This window comes from Solirubrobacter ginsenosidimutans (assembly GCF_027587205.1).
In genome coordinates this window covers 53,073-67,136 of record NZ_JAPDOD010000006.1, presented here as the reverse complement: position 1 = coordinate 67,136, position 14,064 = coordinate 53,073, and the positions used below count along the sequence as shown (strand labels likewise).

Sequence of the window (14,064 nt, the reverse complement as noted above, 5' to 3'; positions counted from 1 at the left end):
AGCTATACCGGGCGGCCGGTTGGCGGCGGCCCGAGGAGCATCCCGGTGTGGGTGAGCATCGGCGCCACGGCCTCCAGCACGGCGGTCGCGACGAGCAGGTCGCGCGGGTCGTAGAGCTGCTCGAGCGGGGCGAGGATCGCGCTGAGCATCGCGCGGGCGTCGTCGGGTGACGGCGCGAGGTCGATGTCGTCGACGATCGAGAAGACCGGGTCGGTCGACTCCATGAGCGCGTCGACGAGCTGGAGGAGTGGGGTCATGACTCCCGTAGGCGGGGAGCGAGGAAATTCGCCCCCCGCCCGCGAGAGAGGCGCTACGGCGTGGTCGTCGACAGCGTGAACGTCAACGAACGCGTGTAGGTGCCCGTGCGCACGGCGTCGGTGGCGCCGATCGTCTGGCGGAACGTGATGGCCACCGGCGCGTTGGAGACCGGGGCGCTCCAAGTGGCGGGCGCGATCGCGATCCGCAGCGGTTCAGGCAGCGCGAACGTCCCGTTCATCAGATGGCCGGGGTCGCTGACCGTCAGCGTCGCGTCACCCGCAGTCGAGATGACGTTCGCGGTGGTCGCCGCCGTGTACTCCTTCGCGACGCCCGGCGTGAACGCGCCGAAGGAGGCCGGAGCGCCGAGCGTGAGCGACAGCGTCGCGGGCACGACGCCGCCCGGGCCGCCCAGCACCGTCGGCACGGCGTCCAGCGCGAACGTGTCGCTGCGCGAGGTGCGCATGACGGCTCCGAGATCCTTCGCCGCGGTGCCGTAGGCGTAGATGTCGGCGTCGCCGCGGTCGCCGACCAGACGCGCGACGGACCCGTGCACGAACGGCGACGGAAGCGACATCACGCCCTCCCAGCCGGTGCCCTCGGTCCCGGCCGCCAGGTCCTGCGTCTTGACGGGCGCGTGGGCCGCGACCCCGTCCCACGCGTACAGCGCGAACCGCGGCGCCGCGTCGACCGCACCCGCCACGATCAGGTACTGGCCGGCGTCGTTGCGGCGGATCTCCCGCACGCCGAGCCCGCCGAGGTCCCACAGCAGCGGTGCGCCGAACGCGGCGTGGACGGCCGTCTGCGGATTGCCTTGGACGAGCTGGTCGAAATTCGTCACCGGCACGACCAGCGCGAGGTGCCGGTTCGACGCCGGCTCAAGCGGCGCGCGGAACGCGACGTACGCCGTCGACGTGCTGCCGGGCGCGAACTCGAGACCCTCGATCGAGAGGCCCGAGCCGTCCGCGGCCTTCGGGTCGCTGCCCTTGGTCACCGACTTCGTGATGCCGAGGTAGTCGGCGCCAAGGCCGTGGCCGTTGGCGTGATCCCATGCGGCGAGATCGGCCTGCAGGTTGTTGTACTGGCCGACGTATCTGAGGCTCGCGTCGGCGCCACTTCCGGTGACGTCGGTCGCGTAGAGCGTGTTGCGTTCGGGCGCGACCTTGGCGTCCTTGTCCAGGCCGTGCGAGCCGGCCCAGTAGACGCGATCGCCGGCCCGCGCGGACGCCTCGATGTCCCGCTCCTTCTTCTTGTTGACGACGGCGAGATCGACGTTGCTCACCGCGCTGAAGTCCCAGTTCGTGAGCGGCTTCCCGGAGCGGTCGTCCGGGTAGAGGCCGATCACGTTGAGCTCGTCATCGGCGACCAGCGAGTAGCCACCGCCGACGTCGATCGCCGTCGAGGCGTCCGAGCCGCCGGCGAGGTAGCGCGAGGTGGCGTCGGTCGCCGCCGAGGCGCCGTAACCGAACGTCCGCGTGAAGCTGCGGCCGTCCGGCGCCGCGACCGTAACGGTGATCGTGGCGCGGCCGATGGCGCTGGGCTTGAACGTCAGGTTGAAGTGGGTCGGGTCGAGTGCGGCCACGTCGAAGGCGTTCGGCGCGAGGAAGGTGAACGGGACCTCGGTCGTGCTCGAGAAGGTGAACGGGCCGGCCGGGGTGACCGTGTCGGTCACGGTCGCCCCGAGCGGTGGCTGCGTCGGATCGCCGACGGCATTGGGCAGGCTGAGCGTGCTGAGGTCCAGCTGCGGCGCGGGCGTGGCGGCGGCCGGCAGCACGGCCACGCCGCGGAACTCCATGCCGTCCGGCGCCGTCGCGAGGAACTGCGACTGCGAATAGGTGAACGTGTTCGCGTTCGGCGTCAGGTCGTCCTGCTCCATCACCCCGACGCGGTTGGTGGTGTAGATGTGGGCGACGCCGTCGGACATCGTCAGCGCGATCGTGCCGCCGTTGGTGCTCGTGGCGCCGGCGTTCTCCCAGACGCCGTTGAGCAGGCGGAACTTGTAGAGGTTCGACGGCGTGGAGACGTAGGCGGTTTCGGGGCCTGGCGTGCCGTCGAGGTCGAGGAACACGGACTGGCCCGGGATCGTCGAGTCACTGTTCGGGTTGGTCGTCATGACCCGGGTCGTGGGGTGGATCCCGCTTGTGGGGAGGTCCGTGCTCGCCTGGTACAGGTGCTCGTCGTTGCTCGCGTAGCCGGGGCTGACGAACAGCCCGCCGCCGGGGACGGCCATGACGGCGCTTGCCGCGTTCGGCGTCGTGACCAGCGGAACCGACGTGGTCGAGCCGGTGGTCGTGGTCACGACCGACCCGTTGCCGCCGGTGCCGGACAGCCACAGACGGTCGCCGTCGATCGTCGAGACGGACGTGATGGCGCCGCCGCTGAAGGCGTCGGTGAGGCGGGTGGGCGTGGTGACCGTGCCGGTCGCGGCGATCTTCGCGACGACGCGCGGGACGTCCGCGGACGCCGTGGTGTTCACCGCGGGCGTCCCGACCGCGGCGCCGTAGGCGGGCAGCAGCAGCGAGCCGTCCGGCGACGCCGTCAAGTGGCCCTCCATCTGCTCGGTGCCGCTCAACGTGACGTCGTTCGGCAGCTTCGTGAACGAGCCGTAGCCGTCGCCGCCCGCGACGACCTGCAGGATCGAGACGGGCGCCGCGGCGGCGGTCAACGCCGGGCCGCCGGGCGTGCCCACGGCGACGACGGCGATCCGATCAGGCGTGGCGGCGTGCGCGCTGGCGACGCCGGTGACAGACAGCGCACCGGCGAGCAGCACGGTGCGAAGAACACGTGACAAGGAAGCGCTCCTCCATAAGCGACAGTGTCGGGCGGACGCTACGGTCCGCTCCACCCTGCGCCGGTGACGATCCCGTGACCCTCCATAGGATCGCCCCCATGCAATTCATGGTGATCGAGCACTTCGTCAACGGCGCCCGCCCCATCTATGAACGCTTCGAGCGGGACGGGCGCCTGATGCCCGAGGGCCTGGAGTTCGTGGCCAGCTACGTGACCGCGGATCTAACGCGCTGCTTCCAGGTGATGGAATGCGAGGACATCACTCTTCTGCAGGCGTGGGTCGCCAACTGGGAGGACCTCGCCGACTTCGAGATCGTCCCCGTCGTCGCCGGCAGCCGGGTAGGTGATGCGGTCCGCGCTCGTGAATGAGCGCGGCGGGGCGTAGAGGCACATGGCCGTTACGCGACCGCGGGGATCTCGACGCGCTGGGCGAGCCGGATGTGGTTGCCCGACGGGTCGCGGAAGCCGGTGTCGATGCCCCACGGCTGTTCCGTCGGCTCGGGGAGGTCGACGCCGCGGGCCTTGAGCGCCTCGTACTCGGCCTGGACGTCGTCGACGGTCAGGAAGATCGCGCCGGCGGCGCCCTTGGTCAGGAGGTCGCGAACCGTGGCCGCGGTCTCGTCGGTGAACACCGGCTCGCCCGGGATGGCCATCAGGACGACCGAGGTGTCGGCGTCCGCCGTCGGCGCGACGGAGAGCCAGCGGAAGCCGCCGAGCTCCGGCGGGGAGAGATCTTCGCGCTTGGTCCAGCCGAGCTTGTCCACGTAGAAGGCGAGGGCCTCGTCCTGATCGAGAACCCAGAGCTGTGCGTTGGCGAGTGTCTGCATAGGAGGCAAATTACGCGCGCCGTTTCGCTCTGTCTTCTCGAATCGTGCGCACCTGGTTTGCCGCCTCGCTCAAGGGTTGATCGTGATGACGTCGCGGTTGGCGAAGAAGACGTGGCGGCCGCTGTTGCACGTCAGCCCCTGCTCCTCGGACGTGCACGTGAAGCCATCGCGTTCCCAGGTCTTCCCGTAGGCCAGCGCCGGCGGATCCGGGTCCGGGACCTCGACGTCGGTGGCGCACAGTGGGTACGCGTCGGCGTCCGCCGGGAGCCTGACCGCGTTGCCCCACTGCTTGGGGGCGAGCTCCTCGCATTCCGGTGAGATTCTCTGGCTCGGCTCGGGATAGTGCGTGTCGCTCGGCAGCAGCGTGACCTGGCATACCAGGGCCTGCTCGGCGATGGTGCAGCGCAGGCGGCCGGACGGGGTCCGGAAGGACTCGAAGTCCTCGGGTTTGGGCGTGGGGGTCGCGGTGGGTGCGGCCGTGGTGCCGGGGTCGCCGCCGGCGATCGAGTGACGGACGGGCGTCTCGGCGCCGCACGCGGTGAGGGTGAGCGCGGCGAGGGCGAGCGCGACGGACTTCATGGCGTCGATTCTGGCTTGGGTTTGGCTGCGCGCCATCGCCCGCGCGGGGGTGCGGACTCCCCCGTAGGCTCTGGCCGGTGGAGGTGCACGTGTCCGAATCGGCGACGGTCGCGTCCGGACTCCAGCTGCTGGTGACGCTCGAGCGACTGGGGTTGCCGTTGCTGCAGCGCACGCGCGGCGACGGGTTCGCGGAGGTGGTCGTGCTCGAAGCCGGCGACGATCACTTGACGGTTGGGCGCGCCGTGGACTGCGACGTGGTCATCGACGACGACCCCGGCGTGAGCCGCACCCATCTCGAGCTGGTCCGGCTCGGGGACGGGTGGGTCGTGGAGGATCGCGGGCTCTCGCGCAACGGGACGTGGGTGGATGACGCGCGGCTCGACGGGCGGCGCCGGCTCGGGGATGGCGCTCGGGTCCGGATCGGGCACACCGTGCTCTCGTACCGGGCGGGTGCGGTGCGGCCGGTCGACGCGACGGTGACCGCGACCGGCGAATCGGCTCCGGCGATCACGGCGGCGCAGCGGGCGGTGCTCGTCGCGTTCGTGCGACCGGTGCTCTCGGGTGCGGCGTCGCCGGCGGGCAACGCGGAGATCGCCGCGGCGCTGGTGATCTCGCCCGAGACGGTCAAGTCGCACCTCAAAGACCTCTATGAGCGCTTCGGGCTCGATGCCGTCGCGCCGGCGGCGAAGCGGGCGGAGCTGGCGGCCCGGGCCGTCCGCCTCGGCGTGGTCGGCCGCGCCGATCTATGAGCACGGCGGCGCGACGACCTCGGTGATCCGCCAGGTGCCGTCGTCGAGGTGGGTGGTGAAGCGGATGGGCTCCGGCTCGGACTCGGCGACGCCGCTCTGCGCCGTGACGGTGGCGCTCCTGCCGTCGATTCGGATGGTCGGCTTGGCGACCTTGTAGCCCTTGAGTTCGTCGAACTGCGCCGCCCAGCGGGCGAGGGCTCGCTTGGAGCCCTGATCGTTGGCGCACTTGCCCTGGACGCCGTCTGAGCCGTGCCGGATCACGTTTGGCGAGACGGTGCGGGCGAGCAGGTCGAGGTCGCCGTCGGCGAGCGCGGTGCCGTAGTGGGTGATCAGGCGGGTGATGACCTTCTGGTCCTCCGCGCGTTGGCGGGTGGCGAGGTCGTCGCCGCCTCCGCCTTGGGTGGTGACGACGAGAACGGCGGCGGCGGCGAGGAGGAGCGCGACGAGGGTGAGGACGCCGAGGCGGGTCTTGGCGGGCGGTGGGGCGGGTGTGGGCGCGCGGCGCGTCCCTACCTCGCGACGCGGCGCCGTCAACCCGGGGGTCGCGTCTCCGTCGTCGTCGGTCCAGATCGCGGTCTCGTGCTCGCTCGGGGTCGTCGGCTCCCGCCGGCGCGGGAGCAGCACCAGCGTCGTCGGCTCGACCGCGGCCCGGTCCGCCTGCTCGAGCGCGCGGCCGAACTCGGCGCCGGAGTCGAAGCGCTCCGCCGGGTTGATCGCCATCGCGCGCATCACCGCGACGTCGAACGAGGCCAGCTCGGGCACGACGTCTGAGACGCGCGGGCGAGGCGACTGGGCGTGGCGGCGGGCGAGCAGGTGGGCGTCGCCGCCGCCGAACGGCCGCTCGCCGGTCAGCAGTTCGAAGACCACGCAGCCGAGCGCGTAGCGATCGCTGAAAGGGCCTTTGACGGCCTCCGGCGCCGAGTACGCGGGCGTCCCGCCGACGAGCTCGTTCGTGCGTGGGTCGGCGTAGCGGGTCCTTCGGGCGACGCCGAAATCGAGCAGGTAGGCGTGGTCGGAGTCGTGGACGAGGATGTTCGACGGCTTGATGTCGCCGTGGACGATGCCGGCGTCGTGGATCGCGTCGAGCGCCCGCGCGATCTGGCGCACCAGCATCACCACGTGGGCGGCGGAGAGCCCGCCGGCGGCCGCGAGCTCGCGCAGGTTGCGCCCGTCGATCCAGGCCATCGCGAGGTAGAGCAGGCCGTCGCTCTCGCCCGCGGCGTGCACCGGGACGACGTGCGGGTGGCTGACCTCCGCGGCGACCTGCGCCTCGTGCAGGAACGCGGCTCGGTACGCGGGTTCCGCAGACAGATGCGCGGCCATCACCTTCACCGCCACCGCGCGGTCGTTGAGCAGCGTGTCGGCCGCTCGGTAGACGACGCCCATCCCGCCCTCGCCGGCCACTTCGATCAGCCGGTAGGGACCCACACGATCGCCGGGGCGAGGCATGGCCAACGACATTCGATCGCAGCCTACCGGGGGATGCGGTCCCCCCGGCCGGGTCATTCACGAACGACCCTTCTCGCCGGAACCTGCCCCTATGCACATCACCAAGATCATCGCCACGTCAGCCGTGCTGCTCGGTGCCTTTGGTGCCTCCAGCGCCTCGGCGTCCAGCGCGGTCCGGGCCCACACCCCGACCGGGAACATCAACTGCGTGGCCCGCAACTACGGCGGCCCCGGCTGGAGCCTCACGTGCAGCGCCGACGACCCCGGGCGGACGATGAGTATCTCCACCCGCGGGGACGCCTACTCGACGCACTACCGTCCCGTCGCGCGCGGCCGTGGGCGCACGCTGTACTACGGCGGCACCTACCAGCTCGGCCCGTACCGCTGCGACTCCTCATCCTCCGGGCTGTCCTGCTCCTACGTCCCGAGCTGGGCGTCGCACCGCGTCGGATTCTGGATCTCCCGCGAAGACGCGTACGCGTTCTGAGGGTGTGCCGCCTCCGGCGCCGTGGACGGGCCGAAGGCGGCGACCCCGGGGAGGAGCGCGCTAGAACTCCGTCAGCTGCGTGAGCCGGAAGTGGTTGCCCGACGGGTCACGGAAGGAGCAGTCGATGCCGTACGGGCGCTCCTGCGGTTCGTCGACGAGCTCCACGCCGCGCGCCTTCAGGCCCTCGGCCTCCGCGTAGACGTCGTCCGTGGTGAGGAAGATGGCGCTCGCGGCACCCTTCGCGGTGAGGTCGCGGATGGCCTGGGCGGTGTCGGCGTCGAAGACCGGCGGACCCGGGACCGCCATCAGGACGATCGCCACGTCCTCCTGGCCGGCGGGGCTGACGGTCAGCCAGCGGAAGTCGCCCATCTCGGGCATCGTCACGTCGGCGCGAACCTCCATGCCGAGCTTGTCGGTGTAGAAGGCGAGCGCCTCCTCCTGGTCGTTGACCCAAACCTGCGTGGTGGCGATCTTGAGCATGGACGGAAGCTAATCGCTACCCGCCGTGCCTTGTCTTCTCGAAATGTGCTCTTTCAGCGATCTGCGGGACGGTGCTGCGGGCGGCCGTAGACCCGAACGACGCACGACGGCACGACGACTTGCGACGCCGCGGGCGGGAACGAGGCGCGGTACGCCGCCGGCGAAAGCTCGAACATGCGGGTGAAGCTCGTGGTGAACGAGCCGATGCTCTGCAGGCCGACGCTGAAGCAGATGTCGGCGATGCTGCGATCCGTGGTCCGCAGCAGCGCCGCGGCCCGTTCGAGCCGTCTGGTCAGGAGATAGACGTGCGGTGATTCACCGAACGCGCGGCGGAACTCGCGGGAGAAGTGCGCCTTCGACAAACCGGCTGCCTTGGCCATGTCCTCGACGTCGAGGTCGTCGGCGTAGCGGGCGTCCGCGAGGTCCTTGGCACGCAGCAGGTGACGGGCGGGTGGGGCGTAGGCCATCGCCGCTCGATTATCGCCGATAGCCTGCACCCTCTCAGGATCACGAACTCGGGGCAGGCTCTGATGAAGCTCATCTACACCTACACGGACGAGGCGCCCGCGCTGGCGACGCACTCGTTCCTGCCGATCATCGAGGCGTTCGCCGGCCAGGCGGGCGTCGACATCGAGTTGCGCGACATCTCCTTGGCGGCGCGCATCCTGTCCCAGTTCCCGGATCGCTTGACCGACGACCAGCGGGTCGCGGACGCCCTCGCCGAGCTCGGCGAGCTGGCCAAGACGCCCGAGGCCAACATCATCAAGCTGCCGAACATCAGCGCCTCGATCCCGCAGCTCAAGAGCGCGATCAAGGAGCTGCAGGAGGCGGGCTACGCCGTCCCGGACTACCCGGACTCGCCGGCCTCCGACGAGGAGCGCGCGGCGCGCGACGCGTACGACCGCGTCAAGGGCTCCGCCGTCAACCCCGTGCTGCGCGAGGGCAACTCGGACCGGCGCGCGCCCGCGTCCGTGAAGGCCTTCGCCCGCTCGCACCCGCACTCGATGGGCGCATGGTCTCCGGAGTCGCAGTCGCACGTCTCGACGATGTCGGACGGTGACTTCCGCTCGACCGAGAAGTCCGTCACGGTCGACGCCGACGACACCCTGCGGATCGAGTTCGTCGGTGCCGACGGCGCTCCGACCGTGCTGAAGGAGTCGATCCCGGTGCTCGCCGGCGAGATCGTCGACGCGGCGGTGATGCGCCGGAGCGCGCTCGACGCGTTCCTGGCCGAGCAGATCGCCGACGCCAAGGAGCGTGGCGTCCTCTTCTCCCTGCACATGAAGGCGACGATGATGAAGGTCTCCGACCCGATCATCTTCGGGCACGCGGTGCGCGCGTACTTCGGCGGCGTGTTCACCGAGTTCGCCGACGCGCTGGCGGGAGCGAACCCCAACAACGGGCTCGCGAGCGTGCTCACGTCGATCGCCGACTCGCCTTCGCGGGAAGCGATCGAGGCCGCGATCGCGGCGACCTACGAGGCCGGGCCCGACCTCGCGATGGTCGACTCCGACCGCGGGATCACGAACCTCCATGTGCCGTCCGACGTGATCATCGACGCCTCGATGCCGGCGATGATCCGTACCAGCGGGCAGATGTGGAACGCCGCCGGTGACCCGCAGGACGCCAAGGCCGTCATCCCGGACTCCTCCTACGCGGCCCTCTACGCGGAGACGATCGACTTCTGCCGCGAGAACGGCGCGTTCGACCCCACGACCATGGGCACGACGCCGAACGTCGGCCTGATGGCGCAGAAGGCCGAGGAGTACGGGTCGCACGACAAGACGTTCGAGATCGCCGCTCCGGGCGTGGTGCGGGTGGTCTCGTCGGCCGGCGACGTCCTCTTGGAGCACGACGTCGACGCCGGCGACATCTGGCGCGCCTGCCAGACGAAGGACGCACCGGTGCGCGACTGGGTTCGGCTCGCCGTCGAGCGCGCGCGGGCGACGGGCTCGCCGACCGTCTTCTGGCTGGACGAGACGCGCGCGCACGACGCCCAGGTGTTGGCCAAGGTGCGGCTGTATCTGGAGGACCACGACACGTCGGGCCTCGACATCCGCGTCCTGCCGGTGGGTGAGGCGACGCGGTTCACGCTCGCCCGCGCGGCCCGCGGCGAGGACACGATCTCCGTCACCGGCAACGTCCTGCGCGACTACCTCACGGACCTGTTCCCGATCCTCGAGCTCGGCACCAGCGCGAAGATGCTCTCGATCGTGCCCCTGATGAACGGCGGCGGGCTGTTCGAGACGGGCGCCGGCGGATCGGCCCCGAAGCACGTCCAGCAACTCGTGCGCGAGAACCACCTGCGCTGGGACTCGCTCGGCGAGTTCCTCGCGCTGGCGGTCTCGCTCGAGAAGCTCGCGGAAGCGAGCGATAACCCGCGCGCCGCGATCCTCGGCCGCACGCTCGACGAAGCCACGGGCAAGCTGCTCGAGGAGGGCAAGTCGCCGTCGCGCCGCGTCAACGAGCTCGACAATCGCGGCTCGCACTTCTACCTGGCGCTGTACTGGGCGCAGGCGCTGGCCTCCGATCCGGAACTGGGCGAGACGTTCGCGCCGCTCGCGGAGCGCCTGGCGGCGGACGAGGCGACGATCGTGGATGAGCTCAATGGGGTGCAAGATGTGAGTGTCGATCTCGGTGGCTACTACTTCGTCGATCGCGACAAGACCGACGCGGTGATGCGACCGAGCGAGACGTTCAACGCGGCGATCGAGACGCTTCGCGCGCCTGCCTGACCAGTTCATCCGTCGATTCGAGCCCGCCTGCAGCAGCTGCGCAGGCGGCTCGGCCACGACGTCGATGAAGCTCAGGACGGCGTCGACCGTGTCCGGCCGGCCGATCCGCGGGTTGGTCGCCAGCCGGACGACGCAGTCTGCATCAACATCTGGATCGATCGCGCTATTGCGCGAAATTGTGACGATTTCGTCGCAGAGTTGGAACAAAGACGTCTTGTCTCGTCGCAAGCGCCAGGCGGATGCTTCCGGCCATGCACACCGGAACGATCACCAAGGGCCTCAAGCCCTCCTGGGAGCCGCTGGTCAACCTCGTGGGGCGGGACGTCGTGCCCTGCTTCATGTGGATGTTCGCGCTCAAGCTCGACGACGGCGCGGAGGTTCACGCGTACAAGAGCATCGCCACCCGCCAGTACATCCATCTCGCGGTTGACGGACGGGCGTTCGCCGTCGGGGCGGGGACCGAGCGCTACGAAGAGGTCTCGGCGCGGCAGGCGCTGGAGCAGGCGTTCAACGGGTGGGAGGACGCCGTGCCGCGACCGCGCAACGCCGAGGCCGTCCGAGCCTTGCTGGAACGGCACCGCTCGGCGGCGTCCGAGACGGCGTGAGGTGGTTGGGATGCAGCGGGGAGAGCCGATGACCCTCGAGCGGCCGGTGTGGGAGCCGTTGCTCGAGCTCCTCGGGCTCGAGCTCGTCGATGACGGCTTCATGTGGATGGGCGGCATCGAGCTCGACGACGGGCTCGAGGTCCATGCGTACAAGCACTTCTCGACGCGACGCTACCTGCACCTGGGTCTGGACGGCCGGGCCTTCGCGTACCACTCGCGGGATCTCTACGAGGAGATCTCGCTCGGCGAGGCGCTGACGGAGGTCTTCACGAACTGGGAGACGGCGTGTCCGGCACTCGAGCACCCCGCGGCCGTTCGTGCGGTGCTCGAACGGCACGACGCGGCCGCTTCACAGGAATTGCACTAAGGCCGGTCGTGGTTCTGTCAATGCTTCCGGCATGCCCAACATCGGACCCATGGAGATCGCGATCGTCGCGGTCATCGCTTTGCTCGTGCTCGGCCCGAAGCGCCTGCCGTCCGCCGGCCGCAGCCTCGGGGCCGGGATCCGCGAGTTCAAGGACAGCATCAGCGGTCGTTCGGCGACCGCTGAGCTGGACGGCACTAAGGCTGCCGAGGAGAAGCCGGTCTAGCGCGGTCGGCGAGACGGTCGATCTCGGCGACCGTCCGGCCGAGTTCGTCGAGCGCGGGGAGGGCGAGGGCGCTGAGGTCCTCGCGGCGGGCGGAGAACGCCTCATACAGCGAGCGGTAGTACCAGCGGATCGAGTCGCCCTCGCCGGTCTTGAAGCGATCCCACAGACCCTCGCCGTGGGTGCGGTAATCGAGCAGGATCGCGCGGGCGTTGTGGAGCTTGTCGGCCAGGGACACGCGCAGCTCGTCGGGCTGCTTGTGGGCGATCGCGTCGAGGTAGGCGCGCTTGCGCCGGTACCACGGCGGCTTGGGCTCGGCGTCGCTGTCGGAGTTGGCGGCGACGATCCGCGCGGCGTCCTCGCCGAACTCGGTCCGGATGCGCTCGAGCATCGGCGGGCCGCCGCCGTCCTCGACCGCGTCGTGCAGCAGCGCGCCGATCGCCTCGGTCTCGCTCCCTCCCATCTCGAGGACGAGCGACGTGACGCCGAGCAGGTGCGCGACGTACGGGATCTGCGTGCCTTTGCGCAGCTGCCGGCGGTGATGGTCGGCGGCGAGGATCAGGGCACGATCGAAGTTGTCTCCGAGCAGTGGCCGGTCGGTGTAGGTCTCGGGCATCGGGCGTAGGATCGTCGCATGGGTGAACGAACGAGCTACGCGCCGGGGACCTTCTCCTGGGCCGAGCTGGCGACGAGCGACGCCGACGCCGCGAAGGCGTTCTACACCAGCATCTTCAGCTGGGACTACCGCGACGTGCCGATCGGTGACGGGATGATCTATTCGACCGCGTTGCGCGGCGGCGGCGACGTGGGTGCGCTGTATGCCTCCGAGCAGCCACCGCACTGGAATTGCTACGTGACGGTCGAGTCGGTGGACGCGTCCGCGGCGCGTGCGGTCGAGTTGGGCGCGACACTGGTGGCGGAGCCGTTCGACATCTTCGACATCGGGCGTTCGGCGGCGATCGCGGACCCGGCCGGCGCGCACCTGTACCTGTGGGAGCCGCGCAAGAACATCGGTGCGACGCTGGTCAACGCGCCCGGCGCCATGGCGTGGAACGACCTGCTGACGCCCGATCCGGCGGAGTCCGCGAAGTTCTATGGCGACCTGTTCGGATGGACGACGGTCGAGGTCCCAGGTGGTCACGGCTACCGGGTGATCACGAACGGCGACCGTTCCAACGGCGGGATGATGACGCTCGAACCGGGTGCCGGCGCTCCGAGCTGGGTCCCGTACTTCGGTCACGAGAACGTCGAGCAAGTGGTGGCCGAGGTTCCGGGCCTCGGTGGGACGGTCGTCGTCGGCCCTGTGCCGGTGCCGAGCGGGAAGTTCGCCCTCTTCACCGACCCGCAGGGCGCGACCTTCGCGGCCTTGACCGGCGACTACGACGACTGAGGGCACGTTTGCGGCTGGAGCTCTGGCATGCGCCGCCAGGCGACGTGATCCCGAACCACCCGCGGTTCCCCGTGCTGCTCTATCGCGGCGTCGAACTCGACGATCCCCGGGAACGGTTCGCGGCGCACGGGTGGGGTGGCACGTGGGTGAGCACGGTCTTCGACTTCCATCACTTCCACTCGACCTCGCACGAGGCGCTGGCGGTGCTGTCGGGCAGCGCGACGATCGAGCTCGGCGGTCCGCAGGGCGAGGCCTTCGAGGTCTCGGCGGGGGACGTGCTGGTGCTTCCTGCGGGCACGGGCCATCGGCGGGCGCGCGACGACGGCGCGTTCCGCGTGATGGGCGCGTATCCCCGCGGGCAGGAGGATTACGACCTGCTGCGCGAGGCGGACGATGCCGCGCTGCGCCGGATCGCGGCGCTCGGTCCGCCGGCGTATGACCCGGTGGGCGGTGAGGGCATTCAGCGCTGGCCGACCGGGTAGGGCGAGGTCATGCCACAGAAGAGCCCTGGACCGAGCGTCAAAGATCCCGAGCAGTACGAGGCCCTGCGCGATCAGGGCGCGAGCAAGGAGAAGGCGGCGCGGATCGCCAACTCCGACCGCCACTCGACCGCCGAGAAGGGCGGTAAGGCACCCTCCTATGAAGAGTGGAACAAGGAGGACCTCGAAAAGCGCGCGGCGGAGATCGGGATCGACGGCCGGTCGAAGATGACCAAGGACGAGCTCATCGACGCCCTGCGCAACCACTGAACGAGCCGCCGCGGTGGTGGACGGTCCGCCCCGCGGCGAACCGCAAGCCCGCGACGTATCGCTGCCCGTTCTGCAACCAGTACCTCTCGGCGCTCAGCGAGCACATGCTGATCAAGCCCGAGGCCGACGACCGCCGCCGGCGCCACGCCCATACCGCGTGCGTGCTGGCTGAACGCGAGGCCGGCCGCCTGCCCTTCCGCGACGAGGTCGAGCCGCGCCGCCCGGGCCCGATCCGGCGCGCGCTGGAACGGTGGAAGTCGCGCGGGGAAGCGTGACGCGGCGGCCGCGCGGGGCCGCACGGCGCGGGCGAGGGTTGGCCGGCGCGGTGCGGGTGGCGGGAGAGGTGGCGCGGCGCGGCCCGGGTGGAGCGGCCGGCGCGGTG

19 protein-coding genes are annotated in these 14,064 nt (G+C 70.4%); 11 read left to right on the top strand and 8 right to left on the bottom strand.

All coding sequences use genetic code 11. From position 1 onward, the window contains the following. Window positions 1-2: 2 nt before the first annotated feature. Window positions 3-257, bottom strand: coding sequence for a hypothetical protein (locus tag OM076_RS09930; RefSeq protein WP_270039518.1), 255 nt, complete (start codon window positions 255-257; stop codon window positions 3-5). 53 nt (window positions 258-310) lie between these two features. Next, a complete protein-coding gene (locus OM076_RS09925; protein ID WP_270039517.1) occupies window positions 311-3,046 on the bottom strand; it encodes a hypothetical protein in 2,736 nt (911 codons plus the stop codon). Window positions 3,047-3,144: 98 nt separating this feature from the next. On the opposite strand from OM076_RS09925, the gene OM076_RS09920 reads away from it, so the two are divergent. Then, window positions 3,145-3,414, top strand: coding sequence for a DUF3303 domain-containing protein (locus OM076_RS09920; protein ID WP_270039516.1), 270 nt, complete (start codon window positions 3,145-3,147; stop codon window positions 3,412-3,414). A 29-nt stretch (window positions 3,415-3,443) separates the two neighbouring features. On the opposite strand, the gene OM076_RS09915 is transcribed toward OM076_RS09920, so the two are convergent. Both OM076_RS09915 and OM076_RS09910 read right to left on the bottom strand, forming a co-directional pair. Beyond that, on the bottom strand, window positions 3,444-3,872 hold the full coding sequence (locus OM076_RS09915; protein ID WP_270039514.1) for a VOC family protein: 429 nt from the start codon (window positions 3,870-3,872) through the stop codon (window positions 3,444-3,446). 69 nt (window positions 3,873-3,941) lie between these two features. Then, on the bottom strand, window positions 3,942-4,451 hold the full coding sequence (locus OM076_RS09910) for a DUF6636 domain-containing protein (protein WP_270039513.1): 510 nt from the start codon (window positions 4,449-4,451) through the stop codon (window positions 3,942-3,944). 77 nt (window positions 4,452-4,528) lie between these two features. Here OM076_RS09910 and OM076_RS09905 point away from each other — a divergent pair, with 77 nt between their 5' ends. Then, entirely contained in the window at window positions 4,529-5,200 is a 672-nt protein-coding gene (locus tag OM076_RS09905; RefSeq protein WP_270039512.1) for an FHA domain-containing protein, read from the top strand. On the opposite strand, the gene OM076_RS09900 is transcribed toward OM076_RS09905, so the two are convergent. Then, a complete protein-coding gene (locus OM076_RS09900) occupies window positions 5,195-6,649 on the bottom strand; it encodes a serine/threonine-protein kinase (protein ID WP_270039511.1) in 1,455 nt (484 codons plus the stop codon). The two genes, OM076_RS09905 and OM076_RS09900, sit on opposite strands and share 6 nt — an antisense overlap. Before the next feature lie 91 nt (window positions 6,650-6,740). Between OM076_RS09900 and OM076_RS09895 the strand changes: the two genes are divergently transcribed. Next, on the top strand, window positions 6,741-7,136 hold the full coding sequence (locus tag OM076_RS09895) for a hypothetical protein (RefSeq protein WP_270039509.1): 396 nt from the start codon (window positions 6,741-6,743) through the stop codon (window positions 7,134-7,136). Window positions 7,137-7,196: 60 nt separating this feature from the next. On the opposite strand, the gene OM076_RS09890 is transcribed toward OM076_RS09895, so the two are convergent. Both OM076_RS09890 and OM076_RS09885 read right to left on the bottom strand, forming a co-directional pair. Further along, window positions 7,197-7,616 (bottom strand): VOC family protein, encoded by a 420-nt coding sequence (locus tag OM076_RS09890; RefSeq protein WP_270039507.1) that lies wholly within the window; start codon window positions 7,614-7,616, stop codon window positions 7,197-7,199. 53 nt (window positions 7,617-7,669) lie between these two features. Then, window positions 7,670-8,083 carry a helix-turn-helix domain-containing protein gene (locus OM076_RS09885; protein ID WP_270039506.1) on the bottom strand — a complete coding sequence of 138 codons (414 nt, stop codon included), beginning with the start codon at window positions 8,081-8,083 and terminating at the stop codon, window positions 7,670-7,672. A 63-nt stretch (window positions 8,084-8,146) separates the two neighbouring features. Here OM076_RS09885 and OM076_RS09880 point away from each other — a divergent pair, with 63 nt between their 5' ends. The 4 genes from OM076_RS09880 (at window position 8,147) to OM076_RS09865 (ending at window position 11,546) form a co-directional block, all read left to right on the top strand. Beyond that, window positions 8,147-10,351: an NADP-dependent isocitrate dehydrogenase gene (locus OM076_RS09880; RefSeq protein ID WP_270039504.1), complete on the top strand. Its 2,205-nt coding sequence runs from the start codon at window positions 8,147-8,149 to the stop codon at window positions 10,349-10,351. 251 nt (window positions 10,352-10,602) lie between these two features. Beyond that, the gene (locus OM076_RS09875) at window positions 10,603-10,956 is read left to right on the top strand and encodes a hypothetical protein (protein ID WP_270039503.1); all 354 of its coding nucleotides are present in this window, start codon (window positions 10,603-10,605) and stop codon (window positions 10,954-10,956) included. Window positions 10,957-10,966: 10 nt separating this feature from the next. Further along, window positions 10,967-11,323: a hypothetical protein gene (locus OM076_RS09870; protein ID WP_270039501.1), complete on the top strand. Its 357-nt coding sequence runs from the start codon at window positions 10,967-10,969 to the stop codon at window positions 11,321-11,323. A 49-nt stretch (window positions 11,324-11,372) separates the two neighbouring features. Next, window positions 11,373-11,546 (top strand): Sec-independent protein translocase subunit TatA/TatB, encoded by a 174-nt coding sequence (locus tag OM076_RS09865; protein WP_270039499.1) that lies wholly within the window; start codon window positions 11,373-11,375, stop codon window positions 11,544-11,546. Here OM076_RS09865 and OM076_RS09860 read toward each other — a convergent pair. Continuing rightward, window positions 11,518-12,159 (bottom strand): HD domain-containing protein, encoded by a 642-nt coding sequence (locus OM076_RS09860; protein ID WP_270039498.1) that lies wholly within the window; start codon window positions 12,157-12,159, stop codon window positions 11,518-11,520. The two genes, OM076_RS09865 and OM076_RS09860, sit on opposite strands and share 29 nt — an antisense overlap. 18 nt (window positions 12,160-12,177) lie before the next feature. Here OM076_RS09860 and OM076_RS09855 point away from each other — a divergent pair, with 18 nt between their 5' ends. Genes OM076_RS09855 through OM076_RS47160 form a run of 4 tightly spaced genes read left to right on the top strand, consistent with a single transcriptional unit; the run spans window position 12,178 to window position 13,957 of the window. Beyond that, complete coding sequence (locus OM076_RS09855; RefSeq protein WP_270039496.1) at window positions 12,178-12,933, top strand: VOC family protein; 756 nt, start codon at window positions 12,178-12,180, stop codon at window positions 12,931-12,933. Window positions 12,934-12,941: 8 nt separating this feature from the next. Continuing rightward, window positions 12,942-13,415, top strand: a complete 474-nt coding sequence (locus OM076_RS09850; protein WP_270039495.1) for a cupin domain-containing protein — start codon at window positions 12,942-12,944, stop codon at window positions 13,413-13,415. Window positions 13,416-13,424: 9 nt separating this feature from the next. Further along, window positions 13,425-13,682, top strand: a complete 258-nt coding sequence (locus OM076_RS09845; protein WP_270039493.1) for a DUF7218 family protein — start codon at window positions 13,425-13,427, stop codon at window positions 13,680-13,682. Next, window positions 13,580-13,957, top strand: a complete 378-nt coding sequence (locus OM076_RS47160; RefSeq protein WP_505017719.1) for an Rv1322 family protein — start codon at window positions 13,580-13,582, stop codon at window positions 13,955-13,957. The genes OM076_RS09845 and OM076_RS47160 overlap by 103 nt, the downstream gene beginning before the upstream one ends. Window positions 13,958-14,064: the final 107 nt, after the last annotated feature.